13 protein-coding genes are annotated in these 17,192 nt (G+C 66.3%); 6 read left to right on the plus strand and 7 right to left on the minus strand.

Translation table 11 applies throughout. The features are described from left to right. Positions 1-635: 635 nt before the first annotated feature. Positions 636-2,456, plus strand: coding sequence for an HNH endonuclease (locus tag AL3_RS18980; RefSeq protein ID WP_066301560.1), 1,821 nt, complete (start codon positions 636-638; stop codon positions 2,454-2,456). Positions 2,457-2,677: 221 nt separating this feature from the next. On the opposite strand, the gene AL3_RS12845 is transcribed toward AL3_RS18980, so the two are convergent. The 5 genes from AL3_RS12845 to AL3_RS12865 form a co-directional block, all read right to left on the minus strand. Continuing rightward, complete coding sequence (locus AL3_RS12845) at positions 2,678-3,727, minus strand: L-idonate 5-dehydrogenase (RefSeq protein WP_066301562.1); 1,050 nt, start codon at positions 3,725-3,727, stop codon at positions 2,678-2,680. 11 nt (positions 3,728-3,738) lie between these two features. Next, on the minus strand, positions 3,739-4,512 hold the full coding sequence (locus AL3_RS12850) for an SDR family oxidoreductase (RefSeq protein ID WP_066301981.1): 774 nt from the start codon (positions 4,510-4,512) through the stop codon (positions 3,739-3,741). Positions 4,513-4,607: 95 nt separating this feature from the next. Then, entirely contained in the window at positions 4,608-6,011 is a 1,404-nt protein-coding gene (locus AL3_RS12855; protein WP_066301566.1) for a GntP family permease, read from the minus strand. Between the two features lie 35 nt (positions 6,012-6,046). Next, positions 6,047-6,574 (minus strand): gluconokinase, encoded by a 528-nt coding sequence (locus tag AL3_RS12860; RefSeq protein WP_066301569.1) that lies wholly within the window; start codon positions 6,572-6,574, stop codon positions 6,047-6,049. 98 nt (positions 6,575-6,672) lie between these two features. Then, entirely contained in the window at positions 6,673-7,182 is a 510-nt protein-coding gene (locus AL3_RS12865; RefSeq protein WP_066301571.1) for an Lrp/AsnC family transcriptional regulator, read from the minus strand. Between the two features lie 108 nt (positions 7,183-7,290). Here AL3_RS12865 and AL3_RS12870 point away from each other — a divergent pair, with 108 nt between their 5' ends. Together AL3_RS12870 and AL3_RS12875 are read left to right on the plus strand one after the other, a co-directional pair. Beyond that, positions 7,291-8,538: an NAD(P)/FAD-dependent oxidoreductase gene (locus tag AL3_RS12870; protein WP_066301574.1), complete on the plus strand. Its 1,248-nt coding sequence runs from the start codon at positions 7,291-7,293 to the stop codon at positions 8,536-8,538. 118 nt (positions 8,539-8,656) lie between these two features. Further along, a complete protein-coding gene (locus AL3_RS12875) occupies positions 8,657-10,048 on the plus strand; it encodes an MBL fold metallo-hydrolase (protein WP_066301582.1) in 1,392 nt (463 codons plus the stop codon). 67 nt (positions 10,049-10,115) lie between these two features. Here AL3_RS12875 and AL3_RS12880 read toward each other — a convergent pair whose 3' ends face one another. Then, positions 10,116-10,877 (minus strand): sulfite exporter TauE/SafE family protein, encoded by a 762-nt coding sequence (locus AL3_RS12880; protein WP_083521720.1) that lies wholly within the window; start codon positions 10,875-10,877, stop codon positions 10,116-10,118. Then, positions 10,874-11,482 (minus strand): rhodanese-like domain-containing protein, encoded by a 609-nt coding sequence (locus AL3_RS12885; protein ID WP_066301584.1) that lies wholly within the window; start codon positions 11,480-11,482, stop codon positions 10,874-10,876. Before AL3_RS12885 ends, AL3_RS12880 begins: the two co-directional genes overlap by 4 nt. A gap of 133 nt (positions 11,483-11,615) precedes the next feature. Between AL3_RS12885 and AL3_RS18120 the strand changes: the two genes are divergently transcribed. From AL3_RS18120 to AL3_RS12900, 3 genes are all read left to right on the plus strand, one after another. After that, positions 11,616-13,178 (plus strand): sulfite exporter TauE/SafE family protein, encoded by a 1,563-nt coding sequence (locus tag AL3_RS18120; RefSeq protein ID WP_246168683.1) that lies wholly within the window; start codon positions 11,616-11,618, stop codon positions 13,176-13,178. A 163-nt stretch (positions 13,179-13,341) separates the two neighbouring features. Continuing rightward, positions 13,342-16,653, plus strand: a complete 3,312-nt coding sequence (locus AL3_RS12895) for a DEAD/DEAH box helicase (RefSeq protein ID WP_066301586.1) — start codon at positions 13,342-13,344, stop codon at positions 16,651-16,653. A gap of 61 nt (positions 16,654-16,714) precedes the next feature. Beyond that, a complete protein-coding gene (locus tag AL3_RS12900) occupies positions 16,715-17,173 on the plus strand; it encodes a MarR family winged helix-turn-helix transcriptional regulator (protein ID WP_066301588.1) in 459 nt (152 codons plus the stop codon). Positions 17,174-17,192 lie beyond the last annotated feature (19 nt).

Here is a 17,192-nt window from a genome sequence, read left to right on the forward strand (position 1 = left end):
GGCGGCGGCCGTGGAGCGCGGGCGGCGCGGCGACGCGGAGCCGGGCGACGCGGCGCGGCGCGAAGCGGGGCGGGACGGAGCGAAGCGGCGCGGCGCGAAGCGGGGCGGGACGGAGCGAAGCGGGCGATGGCGGCGGCGCGGAGCCGACCGTAGCGGGGCAGCGGCGCCAACGGCGGCGGAGCACCGTCGGGACGATGTGGACCGGCAGAGTCGGAGCGGAGCCCGGCACCACCGAAGCAGTAACCGGCGACGCGGCCCGATTCTTCTCCTCCACAGGTGCCGGTCCCCACCGGAGGCAAGGATTCTTATCCACAGTTGGACCCTCCACTGTCCCGGGGACGGCTAGTGGTTTCTAGTCTTTGACCATGTTGGAGATGGAAGCGGCACCACACGGCGGAACTCATTGGGCGGGTTCCGAGATGCCCATGCCACGCCCGAAACGCCATATGCCGGCGAGCCGTCCCTTTCTCCCTGAGTCGAAGGGTGTTCACCCTAAGTCCACGGACGTTCTCTCGGAACACGCAAAGGCGAGTCCGTTCTCGGACCAGAAAGCGACCCACCCGTCCCTCCAACGGGCAGGCCACGACCGAGTCGTCGAAGTCCGTGAATGGATTAGCCGTTTAGAGGACAGTGACTTGGACGCTGTCCTTTTCAACGATTCCGAACTAATTGACCTGACTCGGGTCTTGGAAGAGTTGAAGTCTGCGGCAGCCGCAGCGCAGGCACGCGCAGCGGCTGCGTTTGATGCCTCTCAGCGGCTGGCCCGGGCCAGGGCCGGGATCCCGCCGGCCCAGCTTGGGCGCGGTGTTGGAGCGCAGATCGCACTGGCCCGAAGAGACTCACCCCACCGCGGGGGCCGGCACCTCGGCCTTGGCAAGGCCCTGGTCCACGAAATGCCCCACACTCTCCACGCCTTATCCACCGGAGTCCTCAGCGAATGGCGCGCCACCCTTCTGGTCCGGGAAACCGCCTGCCTCGAGGTGGACGACCGCCGCCGAATCGATGCCCTGATCTGCGGGAACCCTGCCGCATTGGAAGGGGTCGGAGACCGCAAACTCATAGCCAGGATCCGGTCCCTCACCCAGGCCATCGATCCCGCCTCGCAGGTGCGCCGGCACACCAAAGCCGTCGCAGACAGATACGTGTCCTGCCGCCCGGCACCGGACACCATGTCCTATCTGACCGGGCTGCTGCCCGTCGCCCAGGGCGTAGCCGTGTTCACCGCCCTGTCCCGGACCGCTGATAGCTTGCGCTCCTCCGGGGACGAACGAGGCCGGGGGCAGATCATGGCCGACACCCTCGTCGAACGAATCACCGGGCAGGCCGCCGCATCCCAGGTTCCGGTCGAGGTCCAGCTCGTCATGACCGACCGGACCCTCTTCAACCAGACATGCTTCACCAACAGCTTCGGGTCCGAGATAGCAGTTCCCGGAGGAACCAGTGACCCAGTGTCCGAACACCAGATCTTCCGAGCGCCTGAACACGCTTCCGCACTGCCACCCGATTCGGCCCCAGCGCCCGATCCGGAAGCAGCGCCCGACCCGGAAGCAGCGACCGTTCCCGAGTCAGCCGCATCGGCTGCTTCCGCCTCAGTCCTGGCCACGAGAGACGAGAAATTACCGACACCACCGCAGGACGAGCCGGCGTACTTCCCCGGTTACGGGACCGTTCCCGGCCAATGGGCCAGGGACCTCATCACCGACGCCCTACACGGGCTGGATCCGGACCCGGCAGCCGAGAAAATCCCGTCCGAAGAAGGTATCCCGCATCCTCGGCATAGCCCGCCCCAACACCACGTCGGGTCCGAACAACCCAGCTCGCCCGGCCAGCCCGGCCAACCCAGTTCGCCCGGCCAGCCCAGCCAGCCCAGCCAGCCCGGCCAGCCCGGCCAACCCAGCCAGCCCAGCCAGCCCGGCCGACCCGGAACGCCAATCACCGGAAACAACCCGGACCTGCACCCACCCGAGGTTCCGCTTCGGGAACAGATCCGCGGCCATGCCCGCGAACATGCCCGCGAACATGCCCGTGTGACCCTGCGCCGGCTCTATCTGGACCCCGCCACCGGTGAACTGATCGCCATGGACTCCAAAGCCCGGTACTTCCCGCCCGGACTGGCCAGATTGATCCGTACCCGGGACCGAACCTGCCGCACGCCGTGGTGCGATGCACCCATCCGGCATATCGACCACATCCGCCCCCACTCCGCCGGCGGACCAACCAACTACACCAACGGACAAGGACTCTGTGAAGCCTGCAACCACACCAAAGAAGCACCCGGCTGGACCGCTGAAACAGCAGCCGTCCAGGGCCAACGCCACACAGTCCGGACCGTCACACCCACCGGCCACACGTATCTCTCCGCCGCACCGCCCCTGCCTGGAACACCGCCGGACAAGGTAAGCGCTTCCGCTGAGAACCGGGCCGCTTCTCCCAGTCCTGGATTACCGGGTTCGTGATTCATCTGACCGACGCGGCTGCCTGTCGAATCAACCGGGAACCTCTTGATGACTTCGTAGGATCCGGTCTCAATGATGGCAACTGAGCCCCGCGCAGCACAGAACAGAACAGCAGCACAGCACAGCAGGACAGCAGCGCAGAACAGGCAAGACAGCACAAACAGAAACAGGCGCACCAGGCCAATGGCCAGGTGCGCCTGTTCACAGGGGCAACTCCGAAGCTACTCCGCCCCGCCGAACCGCAGCAGGACCTTGCTGCTCACGGATGCGTCCCGGGCTACCCCGAACGCTTCCAAGGCATCGTCTGCGGCGAATTCATGCGTGATAACGGGATCGATCTGCAGGGTCCCGTCCGCCAGGGCAGCAATCACCTCGTCAATCTCATCGTTGAAGCGGAAGGAGCCAACCAGTTCCAGCTCCCGGGTGATGGCCAAGGAGATCAGCGCCGGCTGCTCGCCGGACGGCAGCAGCCCAACCATGACCACCCGGCCGCCACGGGTAGCCCCCTGGACGGCGGACATCAGGCCGCGGTAGCTGCCGGAGGACTCGAAACAGATGTCCGCATCCACGGAGGCAATAGCTTCGGCATCCGTTGCGAGGATGGAGCGGTCCGCACCCACTTTACGGGCGGTGGCCAGCGGCTGCTCGTGCATGTCGGTTGTGATGATCTCACCGGCGCCGCGGGTCTTCAGCACTGCCGTGATCAGCGCACCGATGGGCCCGGAGCCAATAACCAGCACCCGCTTGCCGCGCACATCGCCGGCCCGGGAAACAGCGTGCCAGGCAACAGCAGCGGGCTCCACCAGGGCCGCACGCCGCATCGGAAGCTCGGCCGGAAGCACGCGGAGCATCCGCGTCGGCAGATTGACGTACCGGGCAAAGGCGCCTTCGGTGTGGGGGAACCGCGCTGCGCTGCCGAGGTAGGTGCAGCCGGGCGAAAGGTTCGGCCGGTCCTCGGGATAGCGTGTGCCGTCGCCCGGACCCGGGGTCGCCGGATGCACGGCCACGGCGGTCCCTACAGCCGGGCCGGTTCCATCGGACGCAGCCTGGGCCACCCGGCCCACCACCTCGTGGCCGAGGAGCATCGGAGCCTTCAGGATGGACTCACCCGCGGCGCCGTGCTGCCAGTAGTGCAGGTCGGACCCGCAGACGCCGCCGTAAGCCACCTCGACCACGGCCTCGTCGGCCGCCGGGGCAGCCAGAGCAACCGGCTCGACCCGCAGGTCACCCGCGCCATGGGCGACAACGCCAAGAACAGTTTCCGGAATCATGATTACGCCTTTCAGACCACTGTGGTTATGCCGCCGTCAATAAAGACGACCTGACCGTTGATGAAGTTGGAAGCGTCCGAGGCCAGCCAGATTGCCGGACCAACAATGTCCTCCACGGTCCCCCACCGATGAGCCGGCGTGCGTCCCAGGATCCACGAGTTGAACGCCTCGTCATCGACCAGGTTCTGGGTCATTTCCGTGTGGATGTACCCCGGAGCGATTGCGTTGATCTGCAGGCCTTCACCTGCCCACTCTGCGGTCATCGCACGGGTAAGGTTCCGGATTCCACCCTTGGAGGCGGTGTACGGGGCAATGGTGGGACGTGCCAGGTCGGTCTGCACCGAAGCAATGTTGATGATCTTCCCGGCGCCGCGCGGAATCATGTGCCGGGCTGCTTCCCGGCCCACCAGGAACGCGCTGGTCAGATTGGTGCGCATCACGCGCTCCCAATCGGCGACGTCGAGGTCCAGCATCGGCACGCGGTGCTGCACGCCGGCGTTGTTGACCAGGATCGACAGCGGACCAACTTCCCGCTCCACCCAGGCCACGCCGTCGGCCGCTGCTTGCGCATCGGTGACGTCGAACTGGCGGGCGAGGATTCTGTCTCCACCGAACTCGGCTGCCATTGCCGCGCGGGCGTTTTCCAGCCGCTCGGCGTCGAGGCCGTTGAGGACCACAACCGCGCCGGCGCGGGCGAGGCCGCGGGCAATTGCGTTGCCGATCCCCCGGCTCGAGCCGGTGACCAGGGCGATCCGCCCGGAAATATCGAACATGTTCTCAGCCATGTGCTGCATTCCTTTCCTGCACCGCCAGCCCCAAAAGGGCGGTGGTGCCAAAACGGCCGGAGGCAGCTGCTGCCGCCCCCGGCCGTACTACATTGCTAAACGCTCGATGCGACCAGGTAGATCGCAAGGGCCAAGATGAAGCCGACGGTGCCGATCAGCGCCTGGCCAACGGTCCACGTCTTCAGCGTGGTCTTGGTGTCCATCTGGAAGAAGCGGCTCACCAGCCAGAAGCCGGAGTCGTTCACGTGGCCGGCGAAGACCGAGCCGGCGGCCAGTGCCAGGACGATCGCGACGGTCTGCACCGCGTTGAAGTCCGGGTTGTCCAGGACAACGGGCTGAACGAGGGCGGCCGCGGTGGTCAGGGCCACGGTGGCCGAACCCTGGGCCAGGCGGACGATCGCAGCGATCACGAAGCCGGCAACGATGACCGGCAGGCCGATTGCGTCGAGCGAGTCGGCAATGGCGTTGCCGATACCGCTGGCACGCAGGACGCCGCCGAACATACCACCGGCACCGGTGATGAGGATGATGGAACATACCGGGCCCAGGGCGCTGTCAACGACGGTCTCGATGAGCGTGCCCTTTTTGCCCTGACGGCGGCCCAGCAGCCACATGGCCAGGAACACGGTGATCAGCAGGGCGATCGGGGTTTCACCAAGCGTGCGCAGGATCTGCACCCAGGTGTCCTCCAGGGACACGAGGTCGGCCGAGGCGGCCATGTTCAGGCCGGTGTTCAGGAAGATCAGGACGAACGGCAGGAGCAGCAGAGTGATGATGGTGCCCAGGCTCGGAGTGGAGCGGAACTCCGACTCGGCTGAACCCTTGGGCGCGTCCAGGATGGTCGGAACCGGGATGTTGAACTTACGGCCCAGGAAGTGGCCAAAGAGGTAACCGGTCAGGTACCAGGTGGGGATCGCGACGATCAGGCCAAAGACCAGGACCAGTCCGACGTCGGCGCCTAGGAGGCCGGTGGCGGCCACCGGACCCGGGTGCGGCGGAACAAAGATATGCATCACGGAGAATGCGGCCGCGGCGGGGAAGGCGTAGGTCAGCAGGGAGCCGCCCATCCGGCGGGCAACGGTGAAGATGATCGGCAGCATAACCACAAGGCCTGCGTCGAAGAAGATCGGGAAGCCGAACAGCAGCGAGGCCACGGAGAGGGCCAGCGAGGCCCGCTTCTGGCCGAATTTGTTAATCAGGGCGTTGGTCAGAACCTCGGCACCGCCGGAAACTTCCAGCATGCGGCCCAGCATGGCGCCGAGACCGACCAGCAGCGCGACGCTGCCCAGGGTGGAGGAGAAGCCGCTCAGCAGCGTCGGGACCAGGTCGGCAGCCCCAACGCCGGTAGCGATGGCGGTGAGCACGGAGACCGTGATCAGTGCCAGGAACGCATGGATGCGGAACTTCATAATCAGCACCAGCAGCAGCGCAATGGCTGCCACGGCGACCAACAGGAGGCCGGGAGTACCCAGCGTCCAGTTGAGCTCAAGATCGGTCATCGTTGTCCTATCAGGGTGGAGAGAGTAAACCGGGCTCAGTGCCCGGCGGGGTCGAAGGCTTCCGCTGCGGCGGCCGCGATTTCGTTAAGGCTCAGCGAGATGTCCAGCCGGATACCGGCTTCATCCTCACCGAGGGGTTCAAGGGTCGCAAACTGGGAATCCAGCAGCGTGAGGGGCATGTATTCGTGGTCCCGCTGGGTAAGCCGCTCCGCGATCAGTTCCCGGGATCCATCCAGGTGGATGAACTGGGTTTCCGGTGCGTAGGAGCGGATCAGGTCGCGGTACTGGCGCTTCAGGGAGGAGCAGGCGATCACCGTGGCGGTTCCCCGCTGCAGTCCGGCTGCCAGCTCACAGCCGATGGCGCGCAGCCACGGTTCGCGGTCGGCGTCGGTGAGGGGATGCCCGGAGGCCATTTTCTGTTTGTTGCTGACCGAATGAAGGTCATCTCCATCCAGGAAGGGCAGTCCCAGGCGGGCGGCAACAGCCTGGCCCGCTGTGGACTTGCCACAACCCTGCACTCCCATAACCACCAGTGGGGTATACGGCTTGTCCGCCAACGGCATGGCAAAACTCCTCAGACGCTCCATTACATCTGATTTGGTTGTGGCTGAGCCAGTAATAAATCAGATTTATCAGGTCCAAGATAGCACAGGGAAAGACCTCAGCCCGCAGGCTGCCGCACGGAGACGTACTCGAAGATCACGCTGGTATTGGTTCCGGCAACCTCCGGATGAACACTGATGTTGTGGGCCACCAGATCCCGCAGGGCTTCCGAATCGGACAACGCCACATGAATCAGGAAATCCCGGTCCCCGGTCACAAAGAAAATGCTCTCCACGCCCGGCAGTTGCGCCAGATAGTCCTTGAAGGTCGCCAGATTGGACCGGGCGTGGGCATGAAGCCGAATGGCAATCATTGCCTGCAGTCCCCTGCCGGTCGCCGCCGGATCCACGTCCGCATGAAAACCGCGGATCACACCGTTTTCCTGCAGGGTGCGAATCCGCCCGTGGCAGGTGGAAGGCGCAATCCCGACGGCGGCCGCGATGGCATTGTTCGGCATCCGGGCATCCGCCTGGAGGAGTTCGAGAATCCTTCGGTCCAGCGCGTCCAGCTCCCGCCGATCCTTCGGTCCAGCGCTGGAAAACTCTGCCGCAGTCGAATCATTTGTCATGCACGCGAGCCTACAGAGAATCTTCTGCAAAACCATTGCCATTGTGATGTGGATTATTCGACGATTGCGCTTAACTCAATCACTGAGACCAATCCAAAAGGAGCCGCCATGTATCCCCGTGCCACAGCCCCGCGCACCGCCGTCGTCGTAGGAGCGGGAATGGTGGGGCTTTCCACCGCCTGGCACCTCCAGGAACAGGGCGTCCAGGTCACGGTCCTGGACCGTTCCGGAGTGGGCGCCGGTGCATCCTGGGGCAATGCCGGCTGGCTGACCCCGGGCATGGCGATGCCGCTCTCCGACCCGTCCCTGTGGAGCTACGGGGCGAAGGCACTGCTGGACCCCGCAGCCCCGCTGCACATTCCCGCCCGGCTGGATCCGCAGCTGTGGTCCTTCCTGCTGCGCTTCGCCGCTCACGCCACCCCGGGCGCCTGGGCCAAGGCGATGGCGGCACTGACACCGATCGACCAGATGGCCCTGGAGTGCTTTGACGAGCTCACCGGCGCCGGCGTCCAGGCGCAGACCCGCAAGGGTCCGTTCATCATCGGCTTCGAGAAGGAAGCCCAGTCGGTGCCGTTCGTCGAGGAAATCCACCATGTGGAGGCCGCCGGGCAGCAGGTTCCGCTGGAGCGGCTCGAGGATGCCCAGCTGAAGGTTCCGCAGCTTTCCGCCAACGTGGAATCGGTGTTCGCCATGGAGGGCCAGCGGTTCCTGGAACCGGGCCCCTTTGTCGAAGCCCTCGCCGAAGCGGTCCGGGAACGCGGCGGGCGCATCATCACCGGCTCCGAGGTGCAGTCGCTGCGCCACGGACCCGCCGGCATCGCCGTCGAAACCTATGCACAGGAACCCATTGCCGCCGACGTCGTTGTCCTCGCCACCGGCGCGTGGCTGCCCAAGCTCGCCCGCCCGCTGGGCGTGAAGACCCTGGTGCAGGCCGGCCGCGGTTATTCCTTCAGCGTGGCCACGGATCAGCCGGCGGAATTCCCCATCTACTTCCCGGCCCGCCGCGTTGCCTGCACCCCTTACCAGGGCAGGCTGCGCATCGCCGGGACCATGGAATTCCGCGGCCCGGACGAGCCGCTGCAGACCGGCCGGATCGACGCCATCCTCGCTTCGGTGCGCCCGCTGTTCCAGAACATGGACCTTACTGAGCTGCAGGACATCTGGGTGGGACCGCGCCCGGTCACCCCGGACGGGCTGCCGCTAATCGGCGCCACCAAGGCACCGGGTGTTTACGTGGCCGGAGGCCACGGCATGTGGGGAATAGTACTGGGACCCGCCACCGGCAAGCTCCTCGCGGAGCAGATTGTCACGGGCTCCACTCCGGCCGCCATCCGGCCTTTCGATCCGCTGCGGTAAGGCTGCGGTAAGGCTGCGGCCCAGCTGAAGCATGAGGGTACCCCCTGGGGTATTTGATTCTATACCCCAGGGGGTATTACCGTGGAGGGACATCCCCAACCCCCACGGAGGACATCCCATGCTTATCGAACGCATCTATGACGAGGACCTGGCCCAGGCCAGCTACTTCATCGGCTGCCAGCGCCGCGGCGAGGCGATCGTCGTCGACCCCCGGCGGGACATCGCCCCTTACCTCTCCCTCGCAGCCGCAAACGGCATGAAAATCACCGCCGTCACGGAAACCCATATCCACGCCGACTACCTCTCCGGCACACGTGAACTCGCTGCGGACACCGGTGCGCAGATCTATGTCTCCGGCGAGGGCGGCACGGACTGGCAATACGGCTTTGACGGCGAGCGCCTGTTCGACGGTGATGCGATCAGGATCGGCAACCTCACCATCAAGGCGCTGCACACCCCGGGGCACACCCCCGAGCACCTCTCCTACCTGGTGACCGACGGCGCGTTCACCGACCAGGCCGGGTACCTGCTCTCCGGCGACTTCGTCTTCGCCGGCGACCTGGGCCGCCCGGACCTGCTGGACGAAGCCGCCGGCGGCGTCGACACCCGTTTCGAAGGTGCCAAGCAGATGTTCGCCAGCCTGCGGGACAAGTTCCTCACTCTGCCGGACTACGTTCAGGTCCACCCCGGCCACGGCGCAGGCAGCGCCTGCGGCAAGGCGCTGGGCGCCATCCCCTCCTCCACCGTGGGCTACGAGCGCCTCTACGCCTGGTGGGGCCCTTACCTGGCGGCCGGCGACGAGCAGGGTTTCATCAACGAACTCCTGGACGGCCAGCCCGAGGCGCACGCCTACTTCGCCCGGATGAAGCAGCAGAACCGGCAGGGTCCGGCAGTGCTTGGCCCCCGCGAACCGCTCGCCGAACTCACGGCCGACGACGCCGCTGCCCGCCTTGCGGCCGGCAACGCCACCTTCGTGGATACCCGCAGCGTTCCCGAACTTCATTCGGGCACCGTTCCGGGCGCCCTGCACATTCCGGCGGGCGGCAAGACCGCCAGCTTCGGCGCCTGGGCGGTGAATCCCGATTCGGAGGACACCCGGCCGCTGCTCCTGCTTGCGGCGGACCAGGGACAGGCGCATCAGGTCCGCGATGCCCTGGCCCGGGTGGGGATTGACGACGTCGCCGGCTTTGTTCCCAGCCTGGCAGGACTCCCGCAGGCTGTCCCCGCCACTGTCTCCGCCACGGAGCTGGACTCGTTCGACGCAGCCATGATCCTGGACGTGCGCGCCCGCACCGAGCACGAGGCGGGCAGCATCCCCGGCTCACACCAGCTGCACGGCGGACGCGCCCTCTGGAACCTCGAGCAGCTGCCATCCGAGGGCAAGATCGTGGCGTACTGTGCCAGCGGCATGCGCAGTTCAATCGTCGGTAACGCCCTGCGCAACGCCGGGTACGACGTCGTCGAACTCGAGGGCGCCTACCCCGCCTGGGCTGCCGCGCACGCTTCGTAGCGGGAACGCCACAGCCAGAAAAACCCCGGTCCGCATTCAGCGGGCCGGGGTTTTTCTGGTTCGAGGGTTAGATGCCCAGGATCTCCTGGACCAGGACGAACGTTCCCATGGCCAGAACAAACCAGCCAAAGGCCTTCCGCAGGGCGGCTTCCGGAATCCTGCCGACCAGGCGGGCTCCGATGAGGGATCCGACAATGGCCATGGCTGTGACGGCCAGGGTCATGCTCCAGTCGATCTGCACGGTGGTCAGGTATCCGGCCAGCCCGGCGAAGGACTTCATCGCGATCACCACCAGCGAGGTGCCCACAGCCATCGCCATCGGCATGCCGCCAAGCAGTGCCAGGGCAGGCACCACCAGGAAGCCGCCGCCGGCGCCAACCAGGCCGGTTACCAGGCCGACGACGGCACCGTCAGCAAGGATGCGCAGGATCGGCAGGTCGGAATACGCCTTGTCCGGGCCGGTCTTGCGCCGGCCGCGCAGCATCGCGATCGAGGTCGCAATCATCATGAGCGAGAACGCGATCATCAGCACCACGGAAGGGATCCGGCTGCCCAGGAGGCCGCCGGCAAACGCGCCGGCCATGCCTGCCGCACCGAAGATCAGTCCGGTCTTCCAGCGCACGCGGCCGCTGCGGGCATGGCCGATCACACTGACAGCGGAGGTCACCCCCACCACGAACAGTGAGGACGCGATGGCTTCCTTGGCACCAAACCCGGCCACGTAGACCAGGATCGGCACCGTAAGGATCGAGCCGCCGCCGCCCAGCAGGCCAAGCGAAAGTCCGATCAGCAGCGACAGGCTGAGCACCAGCACCAGGGAAGGCGTCATGAGGCTACAGGTCCGCCCTGCTTGGGCAGCGACTGAATGGCGGACTCACGGGTCGGCTCAGAGCCGGCCTTGTTCCACGGCATCCTGGCCAGCGCCGCACCCATGGCGCAGGAGTTGGTGGCAGCGGAGAAAGTGAGGCCGGCACCGATACCGCCCGCGAGCACCCGCAGCTTGGGTGAGACCAGGCGGCCACCGGCCAGGCCCAGTACGACGGCGGATCCCGCTACCAGCCGGACCTGCCGTTCGAGGTCCCAGCGCTGCCGGCCGCGGACAACGTCGCCGCCGGCGGCAGCGAAAGCCGGTACGCCGCCGGTCAGGACGTGGGCAGAGCTGATGCCCGCCGAGCCGAGCCGGGCGCGGGCCTGTTCAGCGCGGGTTCCCGACTGGCAGACGAGCACCACCCGCTTGCCGAGCCGCTCCGCGACGTCGTCCGTGTGTTCGGCCAGCAGCGGCAGGGGGACGTTGTAGGAGCCGCGGATATGGAGGGTTTCAAACTCGGCGGCAAACCGGACGTCAATGACGATCAGGTCGTCAGGGTCCTGCAGCCAGGCGCGCAGCGTCCGGGCGTCAATGGAGGTTACGGCCGCTGGGTCATGGGCGGTCATGGTGGGTCCTTTCGGAGTCAAAATGGGGGAAGCTCCACCGTCCCATATACCCATGGGGGTATGCAAAACACCCCCGGGGGTATATTCGGGCATGCATCTTCTCCGCACGCCGCGGTTCTGGGAATGTTTCCCCATGGACATGGTGCTGATCGGACTGGCCGCCGGCCTGGTGGTTGGTGCAGTGGTGGGCCTGGTGGGAGCCGGCGGTGCGATCATCACGGTTCCGGCCCTGGTCTACGTCGTCGGGCTCAGCCCGGAAGACGCCGTGCCCACGTCGCTCATCGTCGTCGGGCTGGCCTCCGCTGCCGGAGCTCTTCCCCGCCTCCGCAGGGGCGTCAGCTGGCCGCTGGTCCTGATCATCGGCCTGGCCGGAATCCCCGCCTCCTGGGCCGGAGCCGCCGCCGGCTCCCTGCTGGACGGGGACTGGCTGATGCTCATCTTCGCCGGCATCATGATCCTCGCGGGAATCCGCATGCTCGCGGGCTCCGCCGCCACCGCCAGCGGCACCTCCACGGAACACCGGAACTGGAGCGCACTGCTGCTCCGCGGCATTCCGGTGGGCCTGATAGTCGGCTTCCTGACCGGACTGCTGGGTGTCGGCGGCGGTTTCCTGATCATCCCCGCACTGACCCTGCTGCTGCGGGTGCCGATGTCCCGGGCCGTTGGCACCTCGCTGGTCATCATCTGCATCAACTCGGCCTCCGGTTTCGCAGCCCATCTGGAGGGTCTGTCGATTGACTGGACGCTCACGCTCAGCTTCGCCGCCGCGGCCATGGCCGCGTCACTGGCAGCGGCGCGTGCCGCGCACCGGCTCAACGACGCCGTGGTCACCCGGGTATTCGCAGCGGTCATTTTCGCTGTCGCCCTGGGAGTCCTGCTGCAGACCCTTCCGGCACTCCTGCGCCAGGATGCGGCTCCCGCACCGGAGGCGCAGGCTCCGGAAATCAGTGCCAGCCTCACCGTCAGCCGGCTCAGCATCGGCGAGCGCAGCGTCAACCTGGTCATCACGAACAACACGATTGAAGACCTGGAAATCGCTGCCGCCGCCCTGCACTCCCCCTGGTACACCACTCCGGCACACTGGCTGTCCGCGGACGGCGACGGGACCACGGTGCGGCCAGGAGGCAGGGTTGCCCTGCCGGCCGCGCTGCCGGCCGCAGTCTGCGGCGACGGGACGGACAGCTCCGGCGATACCGCAGCCACAGTGCGGCTCACCCTCAGCGACGGCAGCACACACACCCTGCCGGCTCCCGACCCTTACTCCTCCTTGGCGGGGGTCCACGGCCAGGACTGCCTGCAGCAGTCGGTGGACTCAGTGGCGGTCCTTGCCTTGCCCGCTGACCTCAGCGTCGCCGAAGACGGCCGGAGCGCAACTGTCTCGATAGCTGTCAGCCCAGCCGGCGGGGACGGAAACCTGACTCTGGAGGCAATCGGCACCACCACCCTGATCACCGAGGCTCCCGGGGAACCGTGGCCGCGGCAGGTGGTCATTTCCGGCAGCGATGCGCCGTCGGTGCTGGAGCTGAACATTGTTCCCATGCGCTGCGATGCCCATGCATTGGCCGAGGACAAGGTCGGTACACGCCTGCCGCTGGAGATCAGTGCCGGACCCTACCGCGGACAGGTGCGGCTGGAACCGCCGCGGGAATTTACGGCCGCGGTGTACGAGTTCGTCCGCTCCGCCTGCACTCAATAACTTGTTCAATAGCTTGCACGCGAATCACGCCATTGTGATCCGCGTTACAGGCGATGGTACCTGTCCCCGTCGCGGAAGGCTAAACGGTGACACGCACACCTCTCTGACCTGCGGTGTTGGGTCTTCGTGAAGCGGCGTCGGCGCTGCGTGAGACGATAATTTCATGCCTGCGACCATGCCCCTCGTCGATGTCACCGACATCATCCGCGTGGTCGGCGGCACCGCTTTCCAGCGGGGGCAAAGCTATGCCAAGGGCGGCGCCGTCGAATCCCTGGACTGGGATGCACCCGGCAACGTGCTGCGTGCCCGGGTGCGCGGCCATGCCGATGCGCCCTACCGCACCATGCTGGTGCTGGAACCCAAACGGCAGGGCGACTTCCGTCTGGCGGACAATCACTGCAGCTGCCCGGTGGGTTATGACTGCAAGCACGTCGCCGCAGCAGCGCTGCAGAGCAACACCGAACACCTGATCAGCCGGCAGGAACTGCGCAGCCCCCCGGCGGCTCCCGCGGTTCCGGCCTGGCAGGAGACACTCCAGCATCTGCTCGAAGGCACGGCAAGCAGCGAGCCGCGGCACAACACTCCCCTGGGCCTGCAGTTCGAACTGCGCCGGCGCGACGGCGGCGCCAGCGGTGTCTGGGGTCCGCCGCCTTCGCGGCGCGGCACCCGGGCACCGGCCTGGCGGCTGGGAGTCCGGCCCGTGGTGCGCAATGCCCGGGGCGCCTGGGTCAAAAACAACCTGGCCTGGACCAACCTGGCCTACCAGACGTACGGGCTGAAACTCGACCCGGAGCAGCACCGCTGGTTTTCCCAGTTCCCGGCCCTGCACCGGTCCAACGGGGTAACCTACTTCGGCCAGAACGATTCGTGGCTCTATCTGGACGACTTCGCCAATCCCCTGCTCTGGCAGCTGCTGGAAGAAGCACAGCGCCTGGGCGTGGAATTCGTGGGCACCAAGAAGGACATCACGGTGCAGCTGGGCTCTGAGGCGATCCTGGCCCTTGATGTGCGCGCCACCGCCGCCGGGGAATCGGCCCCGCTGCAGCTGCTCCCCAGCCTGGAAATCGATGCCCAGCACTATCCGCTGGACACAGCCGGGATTATCGGAAGCCACGGCCTGTACGTCCGATCCGCCAACGGCACGATCCTGCTGGCGCCGAGCCCGCGGACCCTGACCGAACAGGACCGCGCACTGCTGGCCGGCAACGCGCCGGTGACCATCCCCCAGGCCGACACAGCCCTGTTCCTGGAAAAGTTCTATCCCAAACTCCGCCAGGTGCTGCCGGTGACCAGCAGCGACGAATCGGTGCAGTTCCCGGAGGTCGAACCTCCACTGCTCGTCCTCACGGCCGCCTTCCAACCGGACGATCACCTCGCTCTGGCTTGGGAATACGAGTACCGGCAGGGCACCAATGCCCACCGGATTACCCTGGACGCGCACCCGGCCGGCAACGGACCGGCGGCCCGGGATGTCAGTGCCGAAGCTGAGCTGCTGACCACCGCCACCCGGGTGCTCGGCGCCGCCCCGCGGAACACCGTTCTGCAGGAGATCGACACCGCTGAATTCAGCGAATACACCCTTCCGAAGCTGCAGAAAACCGACGGCATCCGGGTGGACATCCTGGGCGAGCGGCCCGACTACCGCGAACTGACCTCAGCGCCGAAGCTGAAGATCACCACGGTGGAGACCGAACGCAGAGACTGGTTCGACCTTGCGGTGATGATCACCGTGGACGGCCGGCAGGTGGCCTTCGCAGACGTTTTCAAGGCCATCGCCAAGGGAAAAACCAAAATCAAACTGGTGGATAACACCTACCTGTCACTGGACCGGCCGGAGTTTGAGCAGCTCCATGCCCTGATCGAAGAGGCACAGTCCCTGCAGGAATGGGACACCGGGGCCCTGTCGATCAGCCGGTACCAGGCCGGTCTCTGGGCGGAGCTCGAAGAGCTGGCGGAAGAGACTGAACAGGCCGCCGCCTGGAAGTCCTCGGTCAGCGGCCTGCTGGAACTCGATTCCGTGGCACCGGTCCCGCTCCCGGCGGGTCTGAACGCCGAGCTGCGCCCGTACCAGGTGCAGGGCTACAACTGGCTGGCTTTCCTCTGGGACCACGGGCTGGGCGGAGTCCTCGCGGATGACATGGGCCTGGGCAAAACGCTGCAGACCCTGGCCCTGATTGCCCGGGCGCGGGAGAACCAGGCGCTGGAGAACCAGGCACTGAAGGCCAGCCAGCCCGCCCGCCGCCCGTTCCTGGTGGTCGCCCCGACGTCCGTGGTGCCGAACTGGATCTCCGAAGCAGCCCGCTTCACCCCCGGCCTGAGGGCTGTCGCCGTCTCCGATACCAGTACCAAATCCCGCCGGAAGCTGGCGGAGCTGATCGACGGCGCGGACATCGTTGTGACGTCTTACGCCATCTTCCGGCTCGACTTCGCCGCCTACCGGGCACAGGACTGGGACGGGCTGATCCTGGATGAGGCGCAGTTCGTGAAGAACCGCACCACCCGGGCCAACCAGTGCGCCCGGGATCTTCCCGCACCGTTCAAGCTCGCGATCACCGGCACCCCGATGGAAAACAACCTCATGGAACTGTGGTCCATGTTCGCCATCGTGGCACCGGGGCTGTTCCCATCCGCCAGGAAATTCGCCGACGAGTACCAGCGCCGGATCGAAAAGTCCCAGGACATGGAACTGCTGGGCCGGCTCCGGCGCCGGATCAAACCGCTGATGCTGCGCCGGACCAAGGAAGCCGTGGCCTCCGATCTGCCGGCCAAGCAGGAGCAGGTCCTGGAAGTGGAGCTGAGCCCCAAGCACCGGAAAATCTACGAAACGCACCTGCAGCGCGAACGCCAGAAGCTGATGGGCCTGCTCCAGGACATGGACCGGAACCGGATGATCGTGTTCCGCTCCCTGACCCTGCTGCGTATGCTCAGCCTCGATGCTTCCCTGGTGGACGCGGAGAACCAGGGGGTTCCCTCCGCCAAACTCGACGCGCTGCTGGAGCAGCTGGAAGACGTGACCGCAGAGGGGCACCGCGCCCTGGTTTTCAGCCAGTTCACGTCTTTCCTCAAACTCGCGGCCCAGCGGCTCGAAGCCGCCGGCATCCCCTACGCGTACCTGGACGGGTCCACCCGGGACCGGGCCGACGTAATTTCCGGGTTCAAGGACGGCGAAGCTCCGGTCTTCCTCATCAGCCTCAAGGCCGGCGGCTTTGGCCTGAACCTCACCGAGGCGGACTACGTTTTCCTGCTGGACCCCTGGTGGAACCCGGCCACGGAAGCGCAGGCCGTGGACCGCACCCACCGGATCGGGCAGACCCGCTCCGTGATGGTCTACCGGATGGTGGCCCGCGGGACCATCGAGGAGAAGGTCATGGCGCTCAAAGAACAGAAAGCCGCCCTGTTCTCCTCGGTCATGGACGACGACGCCGTCTTCAGTTCCGCGCTGACCGCCGAGGACATTCACTCGCTGCTGCAGTAACCCCCAGCGCCCGGAGGCTCCGGCCATTCCCAGCATCCGGTTCGGTTTGTACAGTGGGGGGATGGCTACCCAGGAACGTCCCATAGGCTTTTGGCTCAAACTGGTGGATCAGCTGGTCGACGAACAGTACGGTGCGAGCTTCGAGGAACACGGCGTCACCCGCCGGCAGTGGCAGATGATGAACATGCTCACCAACGGGCCTGCCACGGAAAAGGAACTCTCGGACCAGCTCCGTCCCTTCTTCCCTCCGGTTGAGGCAGGCACCTCCAAGGAACTGATCGATGAGCTCGCCGAAAGCGGCTGGGTCGCGGTGCAGGACGGTGAGTACGCTCTGACCGACCTGGGGTCGCGCAGCCTGGAAAACCTGCGCGGCGCCGTCGAACGCATTCGGGAGCAGCTGACCTCCGAAGTGTCCGAGGAGGAATACGACGCACTGGTCGGCGTGCTGCAGCGGATGGCCGGCAACCTCGGCTGGAGCGAACCCCGCGGCACGATGGACGCAGACACACCTGGACTTTAAAAACCCCGGCCTCTAAAAC

This window comes from Arthrobacter luteolus NBRC 107841 (assembly GCF_001552075.1).
Lineage (GTDB): Bacteria > Actinomycetota > Actinomycetes > Actinomycetales > Micrococcaceae > Arthrobacter_B > Arthrobacter_B luteolus.

Coding starts and splice junctions, on each gene's coding strand:
- AL3_RS12845 (WP_066301562.1), bottom strand. CDS start 3,727: ATGATTCCGGAAACTGTTCTTGGCGTTGTCGCCCATGGCGCGGGTGAC.
- AL3_RS12850 (WP_066301981.1), bottom strand. CDS start 4,512: ATGGCTGAGAACATGTTCGATATTTCCGGGCGGATCGCCCTGGTCACC.
- AL3_RS12855 (WP_066301566.1), bottom strand. CDS start 6,011: ATGACCGATCTTGAGCTCAACTGGACGCTGGGTACTCCCGGCCTCCTG.
- AL3_RS12860 (WP_066301569.1), bottom strand. CDS start 6,574: ATGCCGTTGGCGGACAAGCCGTATACCCCACTGGTGGTTATGGGAGTG.
- AL3_RS12865 (WP_066301571.1), bottom strand. CDS start 7,182: ATGACAAATGATTCGACTGCGGCAGAGTTTTCCAGCGCTGGACCGAAG.
- AL3_RS12870 (WP_066301574.1), top strand. CDS start 7,291: ATGTATCCCCGTGCCACAGCCCCGCGCACCGCCGTCGTCGTAGGAGCG.
- AL3_RS12875 (WP_066301582.1), top strand. CDS start 8,657: ATGCTTATCGAACGCATCTATGACGAGGACCTGGCCCAGGCCAGCTAC.
- AL3_RS12880 (WP_083521720.1), bottom strand. CDS start 10,877: ATGACGCCTTCCCTGGTGCTGGTGCTCAGCCTGTCGCTGCTGATCGGA.
- AL3_RS12885 (WP_066301584.1), bottom strand. CDS start 11,482: ATGACCGCCCATGACCCAGCGGCCGTAACCTCCATTGACGCCCGGACG.
- AL3_RS18120 (WP_246168683.1), top strand. CDS start 11,616: ATGGACATGGTGCTGATCGGACTGGCCGCCGGCCTGGTGGTTGGTGCA.
- AL3_RS12895 (WP_066301586.1), top strand. CDS start 13,342: ATGCCTGCGACCATGCCCCTCGTCGATGTCACCGACATCATCCGCGTG.
- AL3_RS12900 (WP_066301588.1), top strand. CDS start 16,715: ATGGCTACCCAGGAACGTCCCATAGGCTTTTGGCTCAAACTGGTGGAT.